The organism is Streptomyces sp. QH1-20 (assembly GCF_041283565.1).
In the GTDB taxonomy this organism is placed as follows: domain Bacteria; phylum Actinomycetota; class Actinomycetes; order Streptomycetales; family Streptomycetaceae; genus Streptomyces; species Streptomyces syringius.
This window is the reverse complement of the sequence record NZ_CP166299.1, coordinates 5004296-5022089: the sequence shown is the minus strand read 5'-3', so window position 1 is coordinate 5022089 and position 17794 is coordinate 5004296. Positions and strand designations below refer to the sequence as shown.

The following is a 17794-nucleotide window of genomic DNA, read 5'->3' as shown; positions in this document are numbered from 1 at the left end:
TCCCCGTTTCGGGTGACGTATTACAGGATTTTACGTTCGCCGAGCCCGAACCGCCTTGGGAATGAACCACCCCACTTGTCACAACATGACGAGATAACCCGCATTCCGCAGGGCTTCTCCCACCTCAGTACAGTGCTCCGGCCCCTTTGTCTCCAGATGCAGCTCCACCTCCGCCTCCGTGAGCCGGAGCCGCGGATCGGTGCGCACATGGCTCACGTCGAGGACGTTCGCGTCCAGCTCCGACAGCACCTCCAGGAGCGCGGCCAGCGCGCCCGGACGGTCCGTCAACCGCAGCCGCAGGGACAGATACCGGCCCGCCGCGGCCATGCCGTGCCGCAGAATGCGCTGCATCAGCAGCGGGTCCACGTTGCCGCCCGACAACACCGCGACGACCGGCCCCTCGAACGAGTCGGGCGTGGCAAGCAGCGCCGCCACCGGGCTCGCCCCGGCGGGCTCCACCACGAGCTTCGCCCGTTCCAGACAGAGCAGCAGCGCGCTGGAGAGATCGTCCTCCGTGACCGTGACGACCTCGTCCACAAGGTCGTTGACGATCTTGAACGGGACGTCGCCCGGGCGCCCCACCTTGATGCCGTCCGCCATCGTGACCGGAGCCGGTAGCGACACGGGATGCCCGGCGGCCAGCGACGGCGGGTACGAGGCGGCGCCCTCCGCCTGCACCCCGACGATCCGCACATCGGGCCGCAGGGCCTTGACCGCCACCGCGATCCCGGCCGCCAGCCCACCGCCACCGATGCCCACCACAATGGTGCGCACCTCGGGGCACTGCTCCAGGATCTCCAGCCCCACCGTGCCCTGCCCCGCGACGACATCGGGGTGGTCGAAGGGGTGGATCAGGACCGCGCCGGTCTCCCGCGCGTAGTCCTGGGCGGCCCGCATCGCGTCGTCCACGATCTGTCCGTGCAGGCGGACTTCCGCTCCGTAGTCGCGGGTGGCGGCGACCTTCGGCAGGGGCGCGCCCTCCGGCATGAACACCGTGGAGCGCACGCCCAGCAGGGAGGCCGCGAGCGCCACGCCTTGCGCGTGATTGCCCGCGCTGGCCGCGACGACGCCCGCCGCCCGCTCCCGCTCGGTCAGGCCCGCGATCCGGACGTACGCGCCGCGCACCTTGAAGGAGCCGGTGCGCTGGAGGTTCTCGCACTTGAGGTGGACGGGCGCGCCGACCAGCCCGGACAGATAGCGGCTGCCTTCCAGCGCGGTGACCCGGGAGACCCCCGACAGCGTCTTCTGCGCATGGCGCACATCGTCAAGAGTCAGGATGGACGGGGCGGATGAGACGGAAGCACCTTCCGGCGCTCTACCGGACTTTCCGGGCGACCCCGCCACCGGAACGGAAGACCTGGCCGCCCGAACGGACGTCCCTGGCGTCGGCACGGACGGCCCGGCCGCCGCAACAGTCGCCCCAGGCACCGAAACAGTCGCCCCAGGCACCGAATTGGGCGCCTCAGGCACCGAATCCGGTGCCTCGGCCGTCGGAGCAGAGGTACCCGCCTCGTCACCAACTCGTGCAGCCATGGTGCCAAGTCTCGCAGCTCGCCCCCGTCCCGGCCGCCGCAGAGCCGCACAAACCGACCGGTTTGCGCAGCACCAGTACGGCCGCCCGCCCGGCCGCGTACTCTGTCCCCCATTCCGCAGCGTTTTCCGAGCTTTTCCCCGCCCTTTTTCCGTCCCCGCCGCACGAAGTGAGTCCCAGGCCATGCCCACCCCTCCGGACATGACGACCGACCTCGCACCCGGTGTCCTCGACACCCTCCAGCACCAGGTGGCCGTCTTCGCCCGCCGCGCCGAACAGACCCGGCTCGGTGGCGTAGGCCAGGTCCGCAACTCGATGGACCGCGCCGCCTACCTCCTGCTCAACCGTCTCGACCAGGAAGGCCCGATGGGCGTCAAGGCGCTCGCCGCGGGCATGGGTATCGACTCCTCGACCGTGACCCGCCAGGTGGCGCCGCTCGTCGACACCGGCCTGGTCAAGCGCACCTCGCACCCCGAGGACGGCCGGGCCGTCGTCCTGCAGCTCTCCCCGCGCGGCAAGGCCCGCCTGGAGGAGGTGCGCGCCTCCCGGCGCGAGCTGATGGCGCTGGTGACCGAGGGGTGGACCGAAGCGGAGCGGGACTCCTTCTGCACCCTCCTCACCCGCTTCAACGTGGCCCTGTCCGACCTGCACACCGCGCTTCCCCCGGTGCCGCCGACCTCTTGACCCGGCGCGGGTTGCTGCCGTGTCCTTGAGGGCACGTGCCCGTACGGGCACGTGCCACGGAGGCCCCGGTGAACGAACGGCGTGCGGCCAGGGAGCGCCGTCGCGCCCAGGAGTTCGAGTTGTTCGTCGCGGGCGCGGGCGGCCGGCTGCTGCACGCCGCGCTCCTGCTGACCGGTGAGCCCGGCCGTGCCGTCGGCAGCGGTGACGGCGCCGACGGCGACCCTGGCAGCGAGGCCGCCGAGCGCCTGCTGACGGCGGCCCTGGCCCGTACGTACGCCGACTGGGAACGGCTGCGCGGCGAGGATCCGTACGCCCGCACCCGCCAGGAGCTGGCGGCCCGCTTCGCGCGGTCCGCCCGGCGCTACCGCCGCCCCCGGGGCGGCGTCCTGGACCGGCTCTCCCCACGGGAGCGCCTGGTGCTCGTCCTACGGCTCCACGAAGGCGTCCCCGAGGAACAGACCGCGGCCGCCCTCGGAATGTCCGTGGAGCGCGTGCGGGTCATCTGCACGCGTGCGGTCAGCGCCCTGCGCTCCCGCCCTACCGCGACCCCGTACCGGGCCGCGCCGTGAGCGCGCAGGACCGCAAGGAGGACGAGGTCCGGCGGATGATGGGCCCTGCGCACCCGCAGGTCCCGCCGGGGCTGGCCGCACGGGCCGCTGCCCGGGGCCGGCGGATCCTGCGCACCCGCCGGGCCGTAGGAGTCGTGACGTGGGCGCTGCTGCTGATCGCGGTCGTGGCCTTCTGGGTCTGGGCCGCGATCGAACAGCCCTGGTCGGCGCCGCCGCGGGACCCGTGACGGGCCCCGTGGCGTACGACTCGACCGGCTGTGGGCGACTAGCCCAGGGCCTGGGTGAGGTCGGCGAGCAGGTCGTCCGCCGACTCGATGCCGACCGAGGCCCGCACCAGGTCCGCCGGGACCTCCAGCGCGGAACCGGCCACCGAGGCGTGCGTCATCCGGCCCGGGTGCTCGATCAGCGACTCGACGCCGCCCAGGGATTCACCGAGGGTGAACAGCTTGGTGCGGTTGCAGACCTCGACCGCCGCCTCCTCGCCGCCCGCGACGCGGAAGGACACCATGCCGCCGAACGCGCGCATCTGCTTGGCCGCGACCTCGTGCAGCGGGTGCTCGGGCAGACCCGGGTAGTAGACCTGCGTCACCTTCGGGTGCGCGATCAGCAGCTCCACCACGCGCTCGGCGTTGGCGGTGTGGCGGTCCATGCGCACGGCCAGGGTCTTGATGCCGCGCATCGTCAGCCAGGAGTCGAACGGGCCGGCGACGGCACCCATCGCGTTCTGGTGGTAGGCCAGCTCCTCGCCGAGACCGGCGTCGGCGGTGATCAGCGCGCCGCCGACGACGTCGGAGTGACCGCCCATGTACTTGGTGGTGGAGTGGACCACGACGTCCGCGCCCAGGGCCAGCGGCTGCTGGAGGTAGGGGCTGGCGAAGGTGTTGTCCACGACCAGCTTCGCGCCGGCCTCGTGGGCGACGGTGGCGATGGCCGCGATGTCGGTGATGCCGAGCAGCGGGTTCGAGGGGGTCTCGACCCACACGGCCTTCGTCTCCGGCCGGATGGCGGCGCGTACGGCGTCCGGGCTGGAGGTGTCGGCGACCGACCACTCGACGCCCCAGCGGCTGACGACCTTCGCGAACAGCCGGAACGTTCCGCCATAGGCGTCGTTCGGGATGACGACGTGGTCGCCGGGCGAGAGCAGCGTGCGCAGCAGGCAGTCCTCGGCCGCCAGGCCCGACGCGAAGGCGAGGCCGCGGGTGCCGCCCTCGAGCGCCGCCAGGTTCTCCTCCAGCGCGGTGCGCGTGGGGTTGCCGCTACGGCTGTACTCATAACCACCACGCAGGCCGCCGACGCCGTCCTGCTTGTAGGTGGAGACTTGGTAAATGGGCGGGACGACGGCTCCCGTCAGGGGATCCGGCTCCTGTCCGGCGTGGATGGCGAGGGTTTCGAAGGAATGCTGGTCGCTCATTGAACCGAGGGTAGTACCAGGTTCACCGAAACACTCCTGTTCACTTGTAACCGGCGGATGAACGATCCGCCGGTTCCCCGCGTTGTCCCATCGTCGGCCCACGTTCTCTGCTCTCAGGACACCTCATGGAGTTTCTGTTCATCCTGCTCGCCCTCGTATTGATCTGCGGGGTCCTGGTGGTGCCCGCGATGCGGCGCCGCCGCGCCGGGCAGGACGCCGTACGGGGCCACCAGGTCGCCGTCGATCCGGCCGGTGCGTACGGCTTCGTCCCCGTCGAACAGCTCGACGTACGGCTGCCCGGCCCGGACCCGGAGCTGCTCGCGGCCGTCACGGAGGCGCGCCGCACCCAGGACTGGAAGCCCGCCTCCGAGCTGCTGGCCCGCACCGACGCCACCACCGCCGCCGAGCTGCGCTGGCAGCGGGTGCAGACCCTGGCCGGTGCGGCGGTCCAGGAGCTGGCCGAGGCGCCCGGCACCGGCGGGATGTGGCTGCGGCACTGGCGGGTCGTGGCGCCCAAGGACGCGGGCGGCGCGGCCGTGCAGGCCGAGTTCCTGGTCCAGCAGGCGCTGCGCGACCCGTCCTCGCAGGACTACCGCATGATCCTGGAGGAGGCCCGCTCGGTCTGCGCGGAGGCGGCCCTGCTGGCCCCCGGCGACGCCGTCCCGTACATCGTCCGGCTGGGCGTCGAGCGGGGTCTGGGTTCGAGCGAGGCGGAGTTCCAGTCCGTCTGGGAGACCGTCGTGGCCCGCGCACCGGGGCACATGGGGGCGCATCTGGCGGCCCTGCGCTACTGGAGCGCGAAGTGGCACGGCTCGCAGGACCGCGCGGACGCCTTCGCGCAGCGCGCGGCGGGCGCGGCCCCGGCGGGCAGCCTGCTGCCCGCGCTGCCGCTGTTCGCCGTGTACGACCATCTGTCGGACGTGAACCTGGTGCGCGGGCTCTACCAGAGCGCGGTCGTCTCGCAGGCGATCGAGGCCGCGCGCTTCGCGGTGGCGCACGCGCCGGCCGACCACCCGGTGCTGCCGCACGTACGGCACCTGCTGGTGTGGTTCCTGGTGCGCGCCGAGCGCTTCCAGGAGGCGATGGACCAGCTGCGCAAGGTCGACGGCCACATCGGGGCGGTGCCGTGGACGTACGAGTCGGACCCGGTCGGGGCGTACGCGACGTACCGTGCGCTGGCCGTGGCGGGCTGGGAGGCCCAGGGCGGAGCAAGGGGCTGAAGCACGCGGGGGCCGGAATGCGTTCCGGCCCCCGCACGTTCTACGGACGCCGCCCTCATCACCGCTTGGAGCCGAGATGCTGTTCCACCGCCGCGAAACCCGTCTGCCGTCCCCCGACGAAGCACTCAAGGGCCGCCCGGAACCGGAATTCGCCCTCCCCGACCGCCACACCGTCCTCGGCAACCCCCTGGCGGGCCCGTACCCCGAGGGCCTGGCCGTGGCGGACTTCGGCCTGGGCTGCTTCTGGGGCGCCGAGCGCAAGTTCTGGCAGACCCCCGGCGTCTGGACGACCCTGGTCGGCTACCAGGGCGGCCACACCCCGAACCCTGCCTACGAGGAGGTGTGCAGCGGCCTGACCGGCCACACCGAGGCGGTCCGCGTCGTCTTCGACCCCTCGGCGGTGTCGTACCCGTCGCTCCTCAAGCTCTTCTGGGAGTCCCACGACCCCACCCAGGGCTTCCGCCAAGGCAACGACACCGGCACCCAGTACCGCTCGGCGATCTACACCCACTCCCCCGCCCAACAGGCCGAGGCCGAGGCCTCCCGCACGGCCTACCAGTCGGTCCTGCGCGCCTCCGGCTACGGCGACATCACCACCGAGATCCTCCCGGCGGGCCCCTTCTACGCGGCGGAGCCGCACCACCAGCAGTACCTCGACAAGAACCCGGCGGGCTACTGCGGCATCGGCGGCACGGGCGTGAGCTGCCCGGTTGGCGTGGGCCAGGCCGACAGCTGACGGGCTCCCGCCCGAGTGTCGTTTGCCGCCGGAGCCGTCGCCCCGAGCCGGCGCCGGCGTCCGGGGCGACGGCAGCACTACTGCGCCGCGTCCCTGCGGGCGTTGGTCAGGAGTTCGTGGGCCAGGGACGTATGGGGGTGGGTGGGGCCCAGGAGGCGTTCTCGGGCGGTCAGGACGTGCACGAGCAGCGGGACGGCCCTCGCCAGGTCGCCGGCCTCGCGGTACGCGCTGGCGAGGATGCTGCGCGAGCTGAGCGTGTGCGGGGCGTCCGGGCCGTACAGCCGCTGTGAGGCCGCCATGGAACGCTCGGCGAAGTCGACGGCCCGGTCGAGTCGGACTTCGCTCTGCAGGAACGCCGAGGTCAGGAGCCAGATGGCAGCGGTCTCCTCGTCGTCCCGCGCGGGCGGGACATGGTCGGCGAGGGCTTCGACGTGCGGGAGCAGTGCCCGCCAGCGCGGTCGGCCGGCCACGTTGAACAGCGGGTCCCCCGGGAGCGCCGCGACGAGCAGACCGATCGCCCGGCGGCGGGCCTCCTCGATCGTCCCCTCGGCGCGGTGGGGGTCCGCGGGGTCGGCGGTGCGGGCCACGGCCTGGACGAGGCGGTGGACGGTGAAGGTCCGAGGGGTGAGCGTGATCATGCTGTACGCGTGCAGCAGCGCCAGGGCCTCGTCGACGGCGATCGGATCGTCGTCGAGGGCCTCGGCCGACTCGCGCGGCACGTCGTCGGGGCCGAGCCAGGCGAAGGTCCGCAGGATATCGACCGCGAGCGGGGTCCGGGCGGCGATGGCCTGCAAGGTCAGCTGCCAGACACGGGCGATGGTGCGCTCGTGGTTGTCCGTGGCGGACGCGGCGAACATCCGTGCCGGATGGCGGCGCAGCCGCGCCAGGTACGAGGCCGGGGTGATGGCGGTGTGCTGGATGTACGCGGCGGCCTGGGTCAGCGCGAGGGGGAGGTGGCCGAGTTCGGCTGCCAGCTCCGCCAAGGCGGGACCGTCGTCGGGCTCGCCCGGCTCGCCGATGATGCGCATGAGCAGATCCGTCGAGGCGTCGGGGTCCAGGGTGCGCAGGCCCAGGGGCTGGGCGAGGTGGTGCCAGCCGGTGGCGCGCCGGCTGGTGATCAGATGCTGCCCCGTCGTGAGGGGGCCGATCAGCGGGGCCAGATCGTCGGAGGTCTCGGCGTTGTCGAGGACGAGCAGCCAGCCCTCGTGCGACTGGAGCCATGCGGTGGCCCACGCGGCTCCTTCGGCACTCGCCGAAGCGGTGAGGCCCGCGTACGGGTCGAGGTGCGCGGCGAGGGAGGTGAGCGCGAGGGCGATGCCGTCGGGGGTTTCGGCGGGCACCCACCAGACGGGGTTGTAGCGGTCGCGGTGGCGATGGGCGTAGTGCAGGGCGAGCGTGCTCTTGCCCATGCCGCCGAGACCGTGCACGACGGTCGGGGCTCCCCCGCCGTCCATCGCGGCGCCGAGCCGTGCCAGGTCCTCGTCGCGGCCGACGAAGACGGCGCTGCGCGGTGCGGGCAGATTGTTCAATCCGGGCGGCGCCGGCACGTCGGCGGGTGCTCTGAGCGCCTGGGCCGGAAGGTGCAGGATCGTGGCCGCGTCGCCGGTGCTGATGATGCCCTGGTTGCTGCCGACGGCCACCGCGCCGGGCCCGGACGCCTCCGCCGGCATCTGATGCTGGCTCGTCATCGCTGGATGGTGGCGTCGCTTCCGGTGCTGATGATGCCGGAGTTGTGCTGCACGGCGACGGCGCCGGCACCGGAGGCGGTGAACGCCGGCCCGGCGGGCGGCAGCAACCGCGCCAGTTCGGCGGTGAGTTCGGGGTCCGCCAGCAACGCCCGCTTGAGCTGCGCCCGCAGCAGGGCCTGGAGATCCTCGTCCTCGGGCGCGGCGGCGAGCGCGTCGACCGCGCCCTCGATGTCCTCGCGGCTCTCCTCCCGCCGCCAGACGCGCTGCAGGATCCGCTGCCCGAGCGACACGGTCGCGTCGGCTCCGGCATCATTCACACGCGTCACCACGGCCGTCCCGTACGCACCGACCGCCGCCGTGACGTACGGCGCTACCTGACCGGCCACCAGCAGAGCGTCCATGACGCGACCTCCCCCGTTCCGCCCGCGCGGAGTCCCAGGCGGCTCAACTTACCCGTGGAGCAAGCCGAACGGCAGCCCGATACGCCGTCAGTCCATGACGCCCAGGTCCTCACGCATGAGACGCCGCATGGCGGACAGCCGGGGTTCCGCCTCCTTGAGGTCGAGCAGGACCTGCCGGGTGTCCTCGCCGTCACGGGCCCGCCCCCGGTCGATCCGCTTCACGGCGGCGTCGCTCGCGGAGAGGACCTTGTTCAGATGGCGGGACGCGTCCAACACCGCCTCCGGAACGATCATTTGCGCCTCGGCATAACGATCGCGGTGATCGAGCCGGGCCTCTTCGAGCTGCGCGCGCTCCTGGTCGGTGTAGACACCGTCCCGGATGCGGTGCAGGGCGTCCTTGAGGAGGGTGTGGAACTGCCCCGTCGCCCGGTTCATCGCCGTGTACGCGGCCCGGCGCTCCTCGAAGCGCCGCCGCGACTCCTCCGCCCGCGCTTCCTCGGCACGCTGCCGCGCGGTCACCCGATGGGTGACCAGCGGTGCGAAGAGGGTGCCCAGCACCCCCACCACGGCGGTGAGCATGGCGGCTATGACGGCGCTCATGCGCAGACCCTAGCGGGGCGGACGTCGTGCGCCATGACTACAGTCCACGGGATGGACTGGATGGAGCGGGTGAGGAATCTGCGGCAGTGGTCGCAGAACGGGGTGCGTGCTCCGCACAAGCCGTTGTTGATGCTGTATGCGCTGGGGCGGTTTCAGCAGGACGCCGACGCCGCTCTCCGTTTCACGTCCGTGGAGGGCGATCTGGCCCGGCTGCTGGAGGACTTCGGGCCCAACCGGAAGACGAGCGCGGCGTATCCGTTCCACCACCTGACGAGTGACGGCGTCTGGGAGGTCCGTACCGACACGGGCTCCGGAAGCCCTGGGGCCGCCGTGGGCAAGCTCCGGTCGAGCGGTGCGGCGGGGCGGCTGGCGCCCGGCCTGCGAGCGGCTCTGTCGTCGGAGCCCGCCCTGCTCGGACGCCTCGCGCACCTGCTCCTGGACAGCCACTTCCCGCCGTCCCTGCACCCGGACATCACCGCCGCCGTCGGGCTCGACCTCGAGACGGCCGACGGAACGGTCGTACTCCTCGGCGAGGCCGCCAAGGAGACCCGGCGCCGTAACGCCGAACTGCGCGCCAAGGTGCTCGTGGCCTACGAATACCGTTGCGCCTTCTGCGGCTTCAGCGGGTCGATCGGGCACACTCCGGTCGGGCTGGAGGCCGCGCACGTGCGGTGGTGGGCGTTCGACGGGCCGGATCACCTGGCCAACGGCCTCTGCCTCTGCTCGCTCCACCACAAGCTGTTCGACCAAGGGGTGCTGGGTTTGAGCGAACAGCGCCGGATCATGGTCTCCCAGGAGTTCGTCGGCCACGGTCGCGCCGCGCGCGGACAGGTCCACGACCTGTCCGGTCAACCGCTCATGGGACCCCAGCCGGGCAGCGATCCGGTAGACCCGGAGCACATAGCCTGGCACACCCGCCAGGTCTTCCGTGGCGAACCCCGCCTGGCAGCCTGACGCCGCCCGCGCACTACTTCCTACCCCTCAGCACCGCCGCGTCCGCCGCCTCCTCGCCGCGCGCCCACCCCTCCGCGTCGCGTCCCTTGAGGCGGTGCGCCGTCGTCGTCGGGAAGAGCCGCTCGGCGGTCTCGCCGACCGCCACCTCGCGCGCCGCCAGCACCGGCAGCACCTCCCGGTCCTCCCGCTCGGCCTCCGCCGCGACGTCGCGCGCCGCGTCCGACAGCCGGTCGCGGATGCGGGCCGCGTAGGCGATGAGGAAGGACTGACGGAAGTCGCGGGTGCGGCGGGAGCGGGCGTGGTGGGCGTCGCCGGCCCGGCGCATCGCGGCGGTGGCCTGCACCAGCAGCGAGGTGTACATCAGCTCCACCAGCTCCAGGTCGGCCTCGAAACCGACGACCGTGGAGAAGTCGTAGTCGCTCGACCACACCGCCCGGCAGTGGTTGGCGGCGGCGACCGCGTCCAGGAGCAGCGCCTTCGCGGACTCGTACGGCCCCTCGACGCCGATCCGGCAGGCAGTGGGCCCGTCGACCGGTTCCGTGGAGTGGGCGGCGACCAGCGCCTCGTCGATGGAGTGCTGCGCCATGAGCTCCTGGGCCTTCGCCGACAGCGCCTCGGCCTCCTCGGCGAACTCCGTGGACTCCGCCTTGGCCAGCAGGGCCCGGACCCGGGCGAGCATCCGGGGCGCGATGGCGCCGGTCCGGGCTTCCGCGCGCCCCACAGCCGTCGCGTGCGCGGTGCCCGTCCCGTGCACGGCACCCGGCAACGGGCCGGCTGCTCCGATCTTCGGCAGCGTGCCGATCAGCCGCAGTGTCCCGAGCGCGCACGCCGTCGTCTCGAACCGGCTCAGCCGCTCGCGCCCCGCGAAGCCCTTCAGGAAGGCGTCGTCCGCCTCCCACCACACGCGGGCATCCGCGTCCGCCAGCTGCGCGGCCCAGCGCGCGCCGATCGTGTCCGGCGCGTACCGCCGCGCCTCGGCCGCGATGGCGTCCACCGCGAACCGCACCTCGGCGGCGGTCAGCTCCCGCCGCACGAGCCGCAGGACGTCGGCGGGCTGCCAGCCGTACTCCCAGGCACGCCGTACGGTCGCCCCGGCGACCCGCAGCACGGACCGGCTCACGGCCTCCCAGCCGGCCGGGGCGGCGCTCAGCGCCGAGGCGGCGGCGTACAGCGCGTCGTCGAGGTCCTCCGGTGCCTGGGCGCGCAGGCCGCGCAGGGCCTCCTCCACGGCCTCCCGCAGCCGGGCCTCCTCCGGCAGCTCCCGCTGCCGCTTGTCGCGCTTGGCCACGGAACTCTCTTCCCTCGGGGTGTCTGGGCTGTACACCCCATTTTCCCGCACGCCTCCGTGGACGGGCCCATGCCTCCGCCGTGCAGGCCTACGCGGACGGCAGTCGCACCTGGTAGATCCCGATCGACCGCTCGGGGCGGTAGCCGAGCAGCTTGTTCACGGCCCGCATCGGGCCGTTGTCGTCGGCGACGGTGGTGGCGATCTCACGCACCGGCAGCCCCTCCTCGGCCAGCAGCTCCAGCATCCGCAGCTTGACCGCCCGCCCGAGCCCGAGCCCCCGGTAGGCGGGGGCCACGGCGGTGTCGTACTGCAGGGCCCGTACGTCACCGGGCGCGCGCTGCACCAGCTCCGAATAGCCCGCGTGCGTCCCGTCGGGCGCGACCGCGACGACCGTGAGCATCACCCCGCCGCGCTCGACGACGGCGTTCTGCGCGGCACGGATGCGGTCGGCGTCCCACTGGAACGGCTTCTCGTCCACGTCACCCATGGGGCTGTCGGCCATGGCGCCGTGCGCGACCGCGAACGGCTCGGCGTGCTCGTCGGGCACGACGCCGTTCCAGTGCACGAACCGATAGCCGTCGGGGAGCCGCGGCGGCTCGGCGGTCTCCTCGGTGATGCGCAGCACGTACATGACGAGCGGCAGCGCGCAGGTGGCGCCGTGCGCGACCGCGAACTGTTCGCCTTCCCCGCCGAGTTCGATCTCCAGGCTCACGGAGGTCCGCTTCTCCTCGGCGAGCACCTCCCGCAACTCCCGCCACAATCTCGCACCGATCCCGCGCCGCCGCTGTTCCGGCCGTACGACGAGCCGGTCGATCCAGGCCGTCGCCCGGTTCTCCTCGTCGTCGAACAGCCGCAGCGAGGCGACGCCGGCGTATCCGTCGCCGTCCGGCATGGGCACGGCCAGCCGCACATACCGGCTGCTCGCGGCCGGTACGCGCAGCGCGCCCGCCGTCTCCACCCGGTCGGGCGCGGGCACCGCGGCGGGCAGGTCGCGCGCGTGCGCGTCGGTGACGACGGCGTGCCACGCGTCGATCTCGGCCTCGGTCGGGCTCGCGGTCAGCCGCAGCAGGTCAGTCATCCTCCGCACGGTACGGGCTGTGGTCTGTGCTGTCGTCGGGTTTTCCGATCAACGGGAGGTTCCGGGCGTCTCTGATCGAACGGGTCAATTCACCTGGTCGTCCCCGGCCTTGCGCAGGGCCTCCAGCACGGCCACGCCCCCCGTTCCGGGGCCCGGCGGAGTCACCCGCCGTTCCGGTCCTGCGCGGCCATGACCTCATCACCGTGCTCGAAGGCCCAGGCACCGAACGCGTCGATCGGCCCGAGCAACGTGCGTCCCAATGCGGTGAGTTCGTACTCGACGCGGGGCGGCGCTTCGGCATGGGCATGCCGTTCCACCAGACCGTTGAACTCCAGCCGCCGCAGCGTCTCGGTCAGGACCTTGGGGCTGATGCCGCCGATGCGCTCGCGAAGTTCGCCGGGGCGCCTGGGACCGTCCCGCAGGACCCAGATCAGCACGGGGTTCCAGGTGTTGGAAAGCAGGTCGAAAGCGAGGCGGGCGCGGCAGTCGGCGAGGTAGGCGTCGGTCGTCACGTACCGAATGGTGCCTGACGGTTTTCCTAGTGTCGCCATGTCGCCCGGGAAGCGGTGGCAACAAGCGAGGAGAGGGGCGGGATCAATGAAGATCGGCGTGCTGGGCACGGGGAACATGGCGGACGCACTGGCCACGCACTGGGTGCGGGCCGGGCACGAGGTGTTCGTCGGAGGCCGGGACGAGCGGAAGGCCCAGCGGCTCGCGACGCGCATCGGCGGCGGCGCGGGGCACGGGAGTCTGCACGCGGCGGCGGACTTCGGCGAGGTGGTGCTGGTCGCGCTGCCCTATGGCGCCGGGGCGGACGTCGTCAGGGAGGTACAGGCGACGCTGAGCGGGAAGGTCCTGCTCGACTGTGCCAATCCGGTCGGCCCCGGCTTCAGGCTGCTGACGGAAGACGGCCCCTCGGCGGCGGCCCGCCTTGCCGTGGCGGCACCGGGTGCGCGGGTCATCAAGGCGTTCAACCTCTGCCACGAGGACGTGTGGCGCATGACCCCACCGGTCTTCGACGGTCAGCCCCTCATGGTCCCGGTCTGCGGGGACGACGAGACGGCAGTCGCGTCGGTGTACGAACTGGTGCGGGACGTGGGCTGTGCGCCGGTGGCCGGGGGCGGATTGGAACGCGCCGGACTGCTGGAGGCGACCGCGGCGCTGTTCATCGGGCTGTGGGTGGAGGAGCAGGCGGACGCGCGGGCGATCGCGCCGCCCTTGGCCTATGCGACAGGCCCGGGGGCCGAGAGCGTGTGAGACCCCCTTCTCCCGGCGCCTGATCACGCACCAGCGCGCCTGCGCACCCATCACCACACAGACCGCCGCAGCACTGGCCGCCCCCGGACCCCCGGCCTAGGCAGTGTCCGGGGCGTCGGCCTGTCGCACCGGCTCCACCTCGACTGCCGCCCGCCGGTCATAGCTCCGGCGGGCGGCGAGTACCTCGTGCTGGTGTTCCTCGGACCAGCCCTGAATCGCCGTCAGCAGGCCGGTGAGGCTGTGACCGAGCTCGGTGAGTTCGTATACGACCTTGGGCGGGATCGTCGGGTAGACGGTGCGGGTGACCAGGCCGTCGCGCTCCAGGGTGCGCAGTGCCTGCGTGAGCATCTTTTGCGTGACGCCATCCAGGCTGCGGCGCAGCGCGTTGAAGCGCAGCGGCCCCTGTTGCAGGGCACCCACGGTGAGCAGGGCCCATTTGCTGGTGAGCAGTGACAGCACCGGGCGGGACGGACAGGCCTGGAAGTAGGCGTCGGCACCACCGTATTGCCGCAGGTCATCGCAGGTATCCATAGGGAACCTGGATATCAGGAGGGTGCCTTCTTCTCAAGAGTCAGTGCCTGGCGCAGGCTGGTGTGTGCCGCGCGGCGACCGTGAGAGATCAGCTGGACGATCAGTAAGAGGGGTACGTCATGGGTGTGCTCATGCGCGCCGTCCGTCAGCTTGCCTTCGGTGGTCCCGAGGAGCTGCGCGTGGCGGAGGTGGAGCGTCCGGAGCCGGTGGCCACCGAGGTGCTGGTGCGGGTCCAAGCAGCCGGCGTGAACCCGGTGGACGCGAAGTTCCGGGCGGGCACAGTCCCTTGGGCAAGCCTGCCGTTCGTTCCCGGCTGGGACGTGTCGGGGGTGGTCGAGGCGGTGACGCCCGGCGTCACCCGCTTCGCGCCGGGCGACACGGTGTACGGGATGGTGCACTTCCCGTGGCGCGGCGGCGGCTACGCCGAGTACGTCACCGCCCCACCCCGCCATCTGGCCCGCAAACCCGCCGCCCTCACACACGCCGAGGCCGCGGCGCTGCCGATGGCGGCGCTCACCGCCTGGCAGGGCCTGGGGGACACGGCCCGGGTGTCGAGCGGGCAGCGGGTGCTGATCCTCGGGGCGGCCGGCGGGACGGGCCACCTGGCCGTACAGATCGCCAAGGCGCTCGGGGCGTACGTCATCGGCACCGCGCGGGCGGAGAAACACGCGTTCGTGCGTGGTTTCGGCGCGGACGACGTCGTCGACTACACCACGACGGACGTCGCCACGGCGGTACGGGACGTCGACGTGCTCTTCGACTTGGTCGCAGGTGACGACGCGGCGCGCGCGGTGGAGGTGCTGCGCCCCGGCGGGATCCTGGTGAGCGCCACCCGCGCGGCGGCCGTCCCGGGCCTGGCGGAGCGAGGGGTGCGCTTCGCCGCCCTCGGCGTCGAGCCCGACTATGCCTCGTTGGAGAAGCTCAACGCCCTCATCGAGCAGGGACGGCTCCGGGTGCACGTCGAACGCAGCCTGCCGCTGACGGAGGTGGCCGAGGCTCACCGTCTGATCGAAAGCGGGCGGGTAAAGGGAAAGATCGTTCTCGTTCCTCCGGGCGGGGATCCCGGGAAAGCGGGCAGGTGACGCCGAACGGGTGGCCGGCGAGCTGCCCGGCATGACCGGCCGGGCACGGCCCCTGCTCCGCCCAAGCCGGCTGCCGGGGCGGAGCGGGGGCCGTACGGGGTCGGGCTCAGCCGGTGCTTGCGTCGCGCAGGCGTCGGCGTCGGCTTCGGCGGAGCGCGGCGGCCCCGCCCACGAGGGCGAGCGCCGCGCCGGAACCACCGGCGAGGAGCGGGGCGGAGAAGGAGGCGTCGTCCTCCTTGTGCTGGGGGCTGTAGCCGCTGGAGTACCCCTTGGTGTCGTACTCCGAGCCGGCCTGCTTGTCGGCGTAGCGGGCCTTGACCAGCTTCTGGTAGTCGCTGAGCGACACCGACGCCTGGCCGCCCAGCCCCTGCCGGGCCTGCTCGTTGAGCGGCTCGACGGTGGTGAGCTTGAGCTGGTACCAGCCGCGGATCTGCGGCTCGGTGAAGACCAGCGTGCCCACGGTGGCCTTGGCGGCGTACGAGGCGTCGGTGTCACCGTCGCGCACGGCCGCCAGGTGCCAGCCGCCGCCCTGGGTGGGGGCGAGCATGACGGTGGCGTTGCGGCCGTTGACGGTGGCGCTCAGCGAGGAGACCAGTTGCGTCAGCTTGACCGCCTCGGTGGGCAGCGGCTGGGACGTGCCCGCGACGAACCCGGGGGTGATCTCGTTCAGCGCCAACGGGTCCTTGATCGTGAAGGCCGGGAGGCCCTGGCACGGCTCGGCCGTCTCGGGGATCGCCTGCACCGGCCCGCCGACGCCACTGGGCACCGGAGTGCGCAGAAAACGACAGACGGCGTTGCGGACGGCCGGGGACTTCACCGCGTCGAGGGCGGCCTGGTAGTCCGGGATGTCCGCCGGGAGCGGGTCCTTGGCCGGGGCCGCGTGGGCCGGGCCGACGACGGACAGCAGTGCGGATGCGCTCAGTGCGAGGACGATGGACAGGCGGGAGGAGCGAGAGCCCGCCCGCTTGCTGGACGTTCTGGTACCGCTGGTGTCGCGCATGTCGCCTGCCTTAGCGGGAGATGCCGATGCGGGAGTGGGTCCACTTGGACGAGCTGTTGCTCACGTAGTCGTTGTAGTTCCACCACGTGTACGTGGCGGTGTCCGGCCACGGGTCGGCCACGGCGATGGTGTTGTTCGACGTGTCGAAGCCGTAGACCACGTTCATGTGGCCCCCGCCGGACGTCCACCCGATGCGGGCCCCGATCGGCCGGGCCGCCTTGACGTCGGTGTACACCTGGTTGAACGTGGCCGCGCTGTTCAGCCCCGAGCCGGTGTGGGCCAGGCCGAGGCTGCCCCAGCCCCTGGCCATGTCGTCGAGCGTGGCGGGCTGGTTGTTGCAGCCGTAGTAGGGCTGGGCCCGGCTGCAGAAGTCCGTCTGCGTGGAGCCGTAGCCCTGGTACTTGGCGATGGTCAGCCCGGAGGCGACCCAGCACCACTGGGACTTCTCCTGCTTCAGCATGGTGATGGTGTCCTGAGCCGCTTCCGCGTGAGCCGTTCCTCCCGCGACCGCGAGCAATCCCGAGGCGGCCAGCACGATGGCCGACGCCGAGGTTCCGTACCTGAATCTGCCCATGTTCCTGCCTTCCCATGATGGGTGCGACGAGACGAGTGGGGCGATCTGGCACGGATATGACAGCGCATCGTGCCAAAGTCATATAGGGGTCATGCGGGGATTTAACCCTTACTGATTATTCGTCGGGTAATCGTGCAACTCGGGTAGCGCACTGGGCGGCCCGGTCGAGGATCTTGTCGTTTCCGGAACGCCCGGTGCCGGGCCGAAGCCATCCCCGGCAGCGGCCCTACCGAGGCACCGGCAGGAAGAGGAGTGGTTCACGTGATGGTGCTGGCCGAGTTTCTTCCCCAGTTTCTTCCGAGCAGCGTCAGGACCCGGCGCGCCTATCTGATGTCGTGCCTGCTCGCGGCTGCCTTAGCGGGCCTCGTCACCGCTTCCCTGATGCGCTTCTTCGCGCAGCCCGCCCCACGATCCACTCTCTGGTGGGCCGCGGGCACCGCCGCCTGTGCGGCCGCGGGATACCTCCTCGCGTACCCGTTGGCCAAGAAAAGGCTGCTGAAGGACGAACAGTGAGCCGGGCCGTACGGGTCGGGTTCAGTCGAGGCGGGAGATCTCCGGCCCGACCACCGGATCACCTGCGATATCAACGCGGTCAAGCCCAACCACAGCGGAACCACGGTCACCGGCGTCGGTTGCATGAGCATCTGCAAGCCCACTACGCCGGAGACCTGCCGGACGGAAACGGACCTTCTGCGGTACTACCCCGGCCCCGGGGCGTGGGAGGTAGTGGCGTCAGGCAAGGTGAGCTATTCGTGTCCGACGCCGAACCGCACGAGTACCGCTGTCCTGAGGGACTGCGAACCCAACCCCGTCAACTGGACCTGTATGACCCGTTCCTACGGGACCATCGTCCATGACGGCTAGCCGAAGGTCGGCCACGTGGACATCTCCCTGCTGAACGTCAGATGCGTCCGAGGCAGAGGCTGGCTCTCAGATGGTTACGGCTCTGTTCACAGAGTGTGCAGCTACGCCGGCCTGTCACTGCATACCCCGTGGAGAGGCCGTTGCCCCCGGGAGGAAGGGCAAGAATGACAGGTGATCAACGCGAAAGCGCCTGGCGGTTCTGCACGACCGTGAGTACACGCGGCGGCATGCCGGGCACAGGCGCTCACCCGCTACCGGGGTGAACAGGCGGGGCTGCGTGTGCTCACCCCGGCATTCCCGCATGTCCGCCGCCCTCGGTGCCGCGC

20 protein-coding genes are annotated in these 17794 nt (G+C 71.9%); 9 read left to right on the top strand and 11 right to left on the bottom strand.

Features of this window, described 5'->3' with window-relative positions:
- Positions 1–78: 78 nt before the first annotated feature.
- Positions 79–1278, bottom strand: a complete 1200-nt coding sequence (ilvA, locus tag AB8O64_RS22900) for a threonine ammonia-lyase (RefSeq protein ID WP_370423940.1) — start codon at positions 1276–1278, stop codon at positions 79–81.
- Between the two features lie 436 nt (positions 1279–1714).
- Here ilvA and AB8O64_RS22895 point away from each other — a divergent pair, with 436 nt between their 5' ends.
- From AB8O64_RS22895 to AB8O64_RS22885, 3 genes are all read left to right on the top strand, one after another.
- Complete coding sequence (locus AB8O64_RS22895; protein ID WP_207303966.1) at positions 1715–2215, top strand: MarR family winged helix-turn-helix transcriptional regulator; 501 nt, start codon at positions 1715–1717, stop codon at positions 2213–2215.
- Positions 2216–2283: 68 nt separating this feature from the next.
- The gene (locus AB8O64_RS22890) at positions 2284–2784 is read left to right on the top strand and encodes a sigma factor-like helix-turn-helix DNA-binding protein (RefSeq protein ID WP_370421046.1); all 501 of its coding nucleotides are present in this window, start codon (positions 2284–2286) and stop codon (positions 2782–2784) included.
- Entirely contained in the window at positions 2781–3011 is a 231-nt protein-coding gene (locus AB8O64_RS22885) for a hypothetical protein (protein ID WP_370421045.1), read from the top strand. The genes AB8O64_RS22890 and AB8O64_RS22885 overlap by 4 nt, the downstream gene beginning before the upstream one ends.
- A 38-nt stretch (positions 3012–3049) precedes the next feature.
- Here AB8O64_RS22885 and AB8O64_RS22880 read toward each other — a convergent pair whose 3' ends face one another.
- Positions 3050–4195 (bottom strand): cystathionine gamma-synthase, encoded by a 1146-nt coding sequence (locus AB8O64_RS22880; RefSeq protein WP_370421043.1) that lies wholly within the window; start codon positions 4193–4195, stop codon positions 3050–3052.
- A 125-nt stretch (positions 4196–4320) separates the two neighbouring features.
- On the opposite strand from AB8O64_RS22880, the gene AB8O64_RS22875 reads away from it, so the two are divergent.
- Both AB8O64_RS22875 and msrA read left to right on the top strand, forming a co-directional pair.
- Positions 4321–5415 (top strand): hypothetical protein, encoded by a 1095-nt coding sequence (locus tag AB8O64_RS22875; RefSeq protein ID WP_370421042.1) that lies wholly within the window; start codon positions 4321–4323, stop codon positions 5413–5415.
- 76 nt (positions 5416–5491) lie between these two features.
- Entirely contained in the window at positions 5492–6151 is a 660-nt protein-coding gene (msrA, locus tag AB8O64_RS22870) for a peptide-methionine (S)-S-oxide reductase MsrA (protein WP_370421041.1), read from the top strand.
- A 77-nt stretch (positions 6152–6228) separates the two neighbouring features.
- Here the strand turns inward: msrA and AB8O64_RS22865 are convergent, their stop codons facing one another.
- The 3 genes from AB8O64_RS22865 to AB8O64_RS22855 form a co-directional block, all read right to left on the bottom strand.
- Positions 6229–7839, bottom strand: a complete 1611-nt coding sequence (locus AB8O64_RS22865; RefSeq protein ID WP_370421040.1) for a tetratricopeptide repeat protein — start codon at positions 7837–7839, stop codon at positions 6229–6231.
- Entirely contained in the window at positions 7836–8240 is a 405-nt protein-coding gene (locus tag AB8O64_RS22860; protein WP_370421039.1) for a hypothetical protein, read from the bottom strand. The genes AB8O64_RS22865 and AB8O64_RS22860 overlap by 4 nt, the downstream gene beginning before the upstream one ends.
- 87 nt (positions 8241–8327) lie before the next feature.
- The gene (locus tag AB8O64_RS22855; RefSeq protein ID WP_370421037.1) at positions 8328–8840 is read right to left on the bottom strand and encodes a hypothetical protein; all 513 of its coding nucleotides are present in this window, start codon (positions 8838–8840) and stop codon (positions 8328–8330) included.
- A gap of 51 nt (positions 8841–8891) precedes the next feature.
- On the opposite strand from AB8O64_RS22855, the gene AB8O64_RS22850 reads away from it, so the two are divergent.
- Positions 8892–9794, top strand: a complete 903-nt coding sequence (locus AB8O64_RS22850) for a phosphorothioated DNA-binding restriction endonuclease (protein ID WP_370421035.1) — start codon at positions 8892–8894, stop codon at positions 9792–9794.
- Between the two features lie 13 nt (positions 9795–9807).
- Here AB8O64_RS22850 and AB8O64_RS22845 read toward each other — a convergent pair whose 3' ends face one another.
- The 3 genes from AB8O64_RS22845 to AB8O64_RS22835 all read right to left on the bottom strand — a co-directional run bounded on the left by AB8O64_RS22845 (position 9808) and on the right by AB8O64_RS22835 (position 12672).
- Positions 9808–11082 carry a DUF2786 domain-containing protein gene (locus tag AB8O64_RS22845; protein WP_370421033.1) on the bottom strand — a complete coding sequence of 425 codons (1275 nt, stop codon included), beginning with the start codon at positions 11080–11082 and terminating at the stop codon, positions 9808–9810.
- Positions 11083–11170: 88 nt separating this feature from the next.
- Positions 11171–12160, bottom strand: coding sequence for a GNAT family N-acetyltransferase (locus tag AB8O64_RS22840; protein ID WP_370421032.1), 990 nt, complete (start codon positions 12158–12160; stop codon positions 11171–11173).
- 161 nt (positions 12161–12321) lie between these two features.
- A complete protein-coding gene (locus tag AB8O64_RS22835; RefSeq protein WP_130879603.1) occupies positions 12322–12672 on the bottom strand; it encodes a helix-turn-helix domain-containing protein in 351 nt (116 codons plus the stop codon).
- 85 nt (positions 12673–12757) lie between these two features.
- Here AB8O64_RS22835 and AB8O64_RS22830 point away from each other — a divergent pair, with 85 nt between their 5' ends.
- Positions 12758–13417 (top strand): NADPH-dependent F420 reductase, encoded by a 660-nt coding sequence (locus AB8O64_RS22830; protein WP_370421030.1) that lies wholly within the window; start codon positions 12758–12760, stop codon positions 13415–13417.
- Positions 13418–13513: 96 nt separating this feature from the next.
- On the opposite strand, the gene AB8O64_RS22825 is transcribed toward AB8O64_RS22830, so the two are convergent.
- On the bottom strand, positions 13514–13948 hold the full coding sequence (locus AB8O64_RS22825; protein ID WP_370421028.1) for a winged helix-turn-helix transcriptional regulator: 435 nt from the start codon (positions 13946–13948) through the stop codon (positions 13514–13516).
- A gap of 131 nt (positions 13949–14079) precedes the next feature.
- Between AB8O64_RS22825 and AB8O64_RS22820 the strand changes: the two genes are divergently transcribed.
- Positions 14080–15030: an NADP-dependent oxidoreductase gene (locus AB8O64_RS22820; RefSeq protein ID WP_370423939.1), complete on the top strand. Its 951-nt coding sequence runs from the start codon at positions 14080–14082 to the stop codon at positions 15028–15030.
- A 106-nt stretch (positions 15031–15136) separates the two neighbouring features.
- Here AB8O64_RS22820 and AB8O64_RS22815 read toward each other — a convergent pair whose 3' ends face one another.
- Positions 15137–16030 carry a hypothetical protein gene (locus tag AB8O64_RS22815; RefSeq protein WP_370421027.1) on the bottom strand — a complete coding sequence of 298 codons (894 nt, stop codon included), beginning with the start codon at positions 16028–16030 and terminating at the stop codon, positions 15137–15139.
- A 10-nt stretch (positions 16031–16040) separates the two neighbouring features.
- A complete protein-coding gene (locus AB8O64_RS22810; protein ID WP_370421025.1) occupies positions 16041–16604 on the bottom strand; it encodes a papain-like cysteine protease family protein in 564 nt (187 codons plus the stop codon).
- 261 nt (positions 16605–16865) lie between these two features.
- Here AB8O64_RS22810 and AB8O64_RS22805 point away from each other — a divergent pair, with 261 nt between their 5' ends.
- Complete coding sequence (locus tag AB8O64_RS22805; RefSeq protein WP_370421023.1) at positions 16866–17117, top strand: hypothetical protein; 252 nt, start codon at positions 16866–16868, stop codon at positions 17115–17117.
- Positions 17118–17794: the final 677 nt, after the last annotated feature.

Coding starts and splice junctions, on each gene's coding strand:
- AB8O64_RS22895 (WP_207303966.1), top strand. CDS start 1,715: ATGCCCACCCCTCCGGACATGACGACCGACCTCGCACCCGGTGTCCTC.
- AB8O64_RS22880 (WP_370421043.1), bottom strand. CDS start 4,195: ATGAGCGACCAGCATTCCTTCGAAACCCTCGCCATCCACGCCGGACAG.
- AB8O64_RS22875 (WP_370421042.1), top strand. CDS start 4,321: ATGGAGTTTCTGTTCATCCTGCTCGCCCTCGTATTGATCTGCGGGGTC.
- msrA (WP_370421041.1), top strand. CDS start 5,492: ATGCTGTTCCACCGCCGCGAAACCCGTCTGCCGTCCCCCGACGAAGCA.
- AB8O64_RS22865 (WP_370421040.1), bottom strand. CDS start 7,839: ATGACGAGCCAGCATCAGATGCCGGCGGAGGCGTCCGGGCCCGGCGCG.
- AB8O64_RS22860 (WP_370421039.1), bottom strand. CDS start 8,240: ATGGACGCTCTGCTGGTGGCCGGTCAGGTAGCGCCGTACGTCACGGCG.
- AB8O64_RS22855 (WP_370421037.1), bottom strand. CDS start 8,840: ATGAGCGCCGTCATAGCCGCCATGCTCACCGCCGTGGTGGGGGTGCTG.
- AB8O64_RS22850 (WP_370421035.1), top strand. CDS start 8,892: ATGGACTGGATGGAGCGGGTGAGGAATCTGCGGCAGTGGTCGCAGAAC.
- AB8O64_RS22840 (WP_370421032.1), bottom strand. CDS start 12,160: ATGACTGACCTGCTGCGGCTGACCGCGAGCCCGACCGAGGCCGAGATC.
- AB8O64_RS22830 (WP_370421030.1), top strand. CDS start 12,758: ATGAAGATCGGCGTGCTGGGCACGGGGAACATGGCGGACGCACTGGCC.
- AB8O64_RS22825 (WP_370421028.1), bottom strand. CDS start 13,948: ATGGATACCTGCGATGACCTGCGGCAATACGGTGGTGCCGACGCCTAC.
- AB8O64_RS22820 (WP_370423939.1), top strand. CDS start 14,080: ATGCGCGCCGTCCGTCAGCTTGCCTTCGGTGGTCCCGAGGAGCTGCGC.
- AB8O64_RS22815 (WP_370421027.1), bottom strand. CDS start 16,030: ATGCGCGACACCAGCGGTACCAGAACGTCCAGCAAGCGGGCGGGCTCT.
- AB8O64_RS22810 (WP_370421025.1), bottom strand. CDS start 16,604: ATGGGCAGATTCAGGTACGGAACCTCGGCGTCGGCCATCGTGCTGGCC.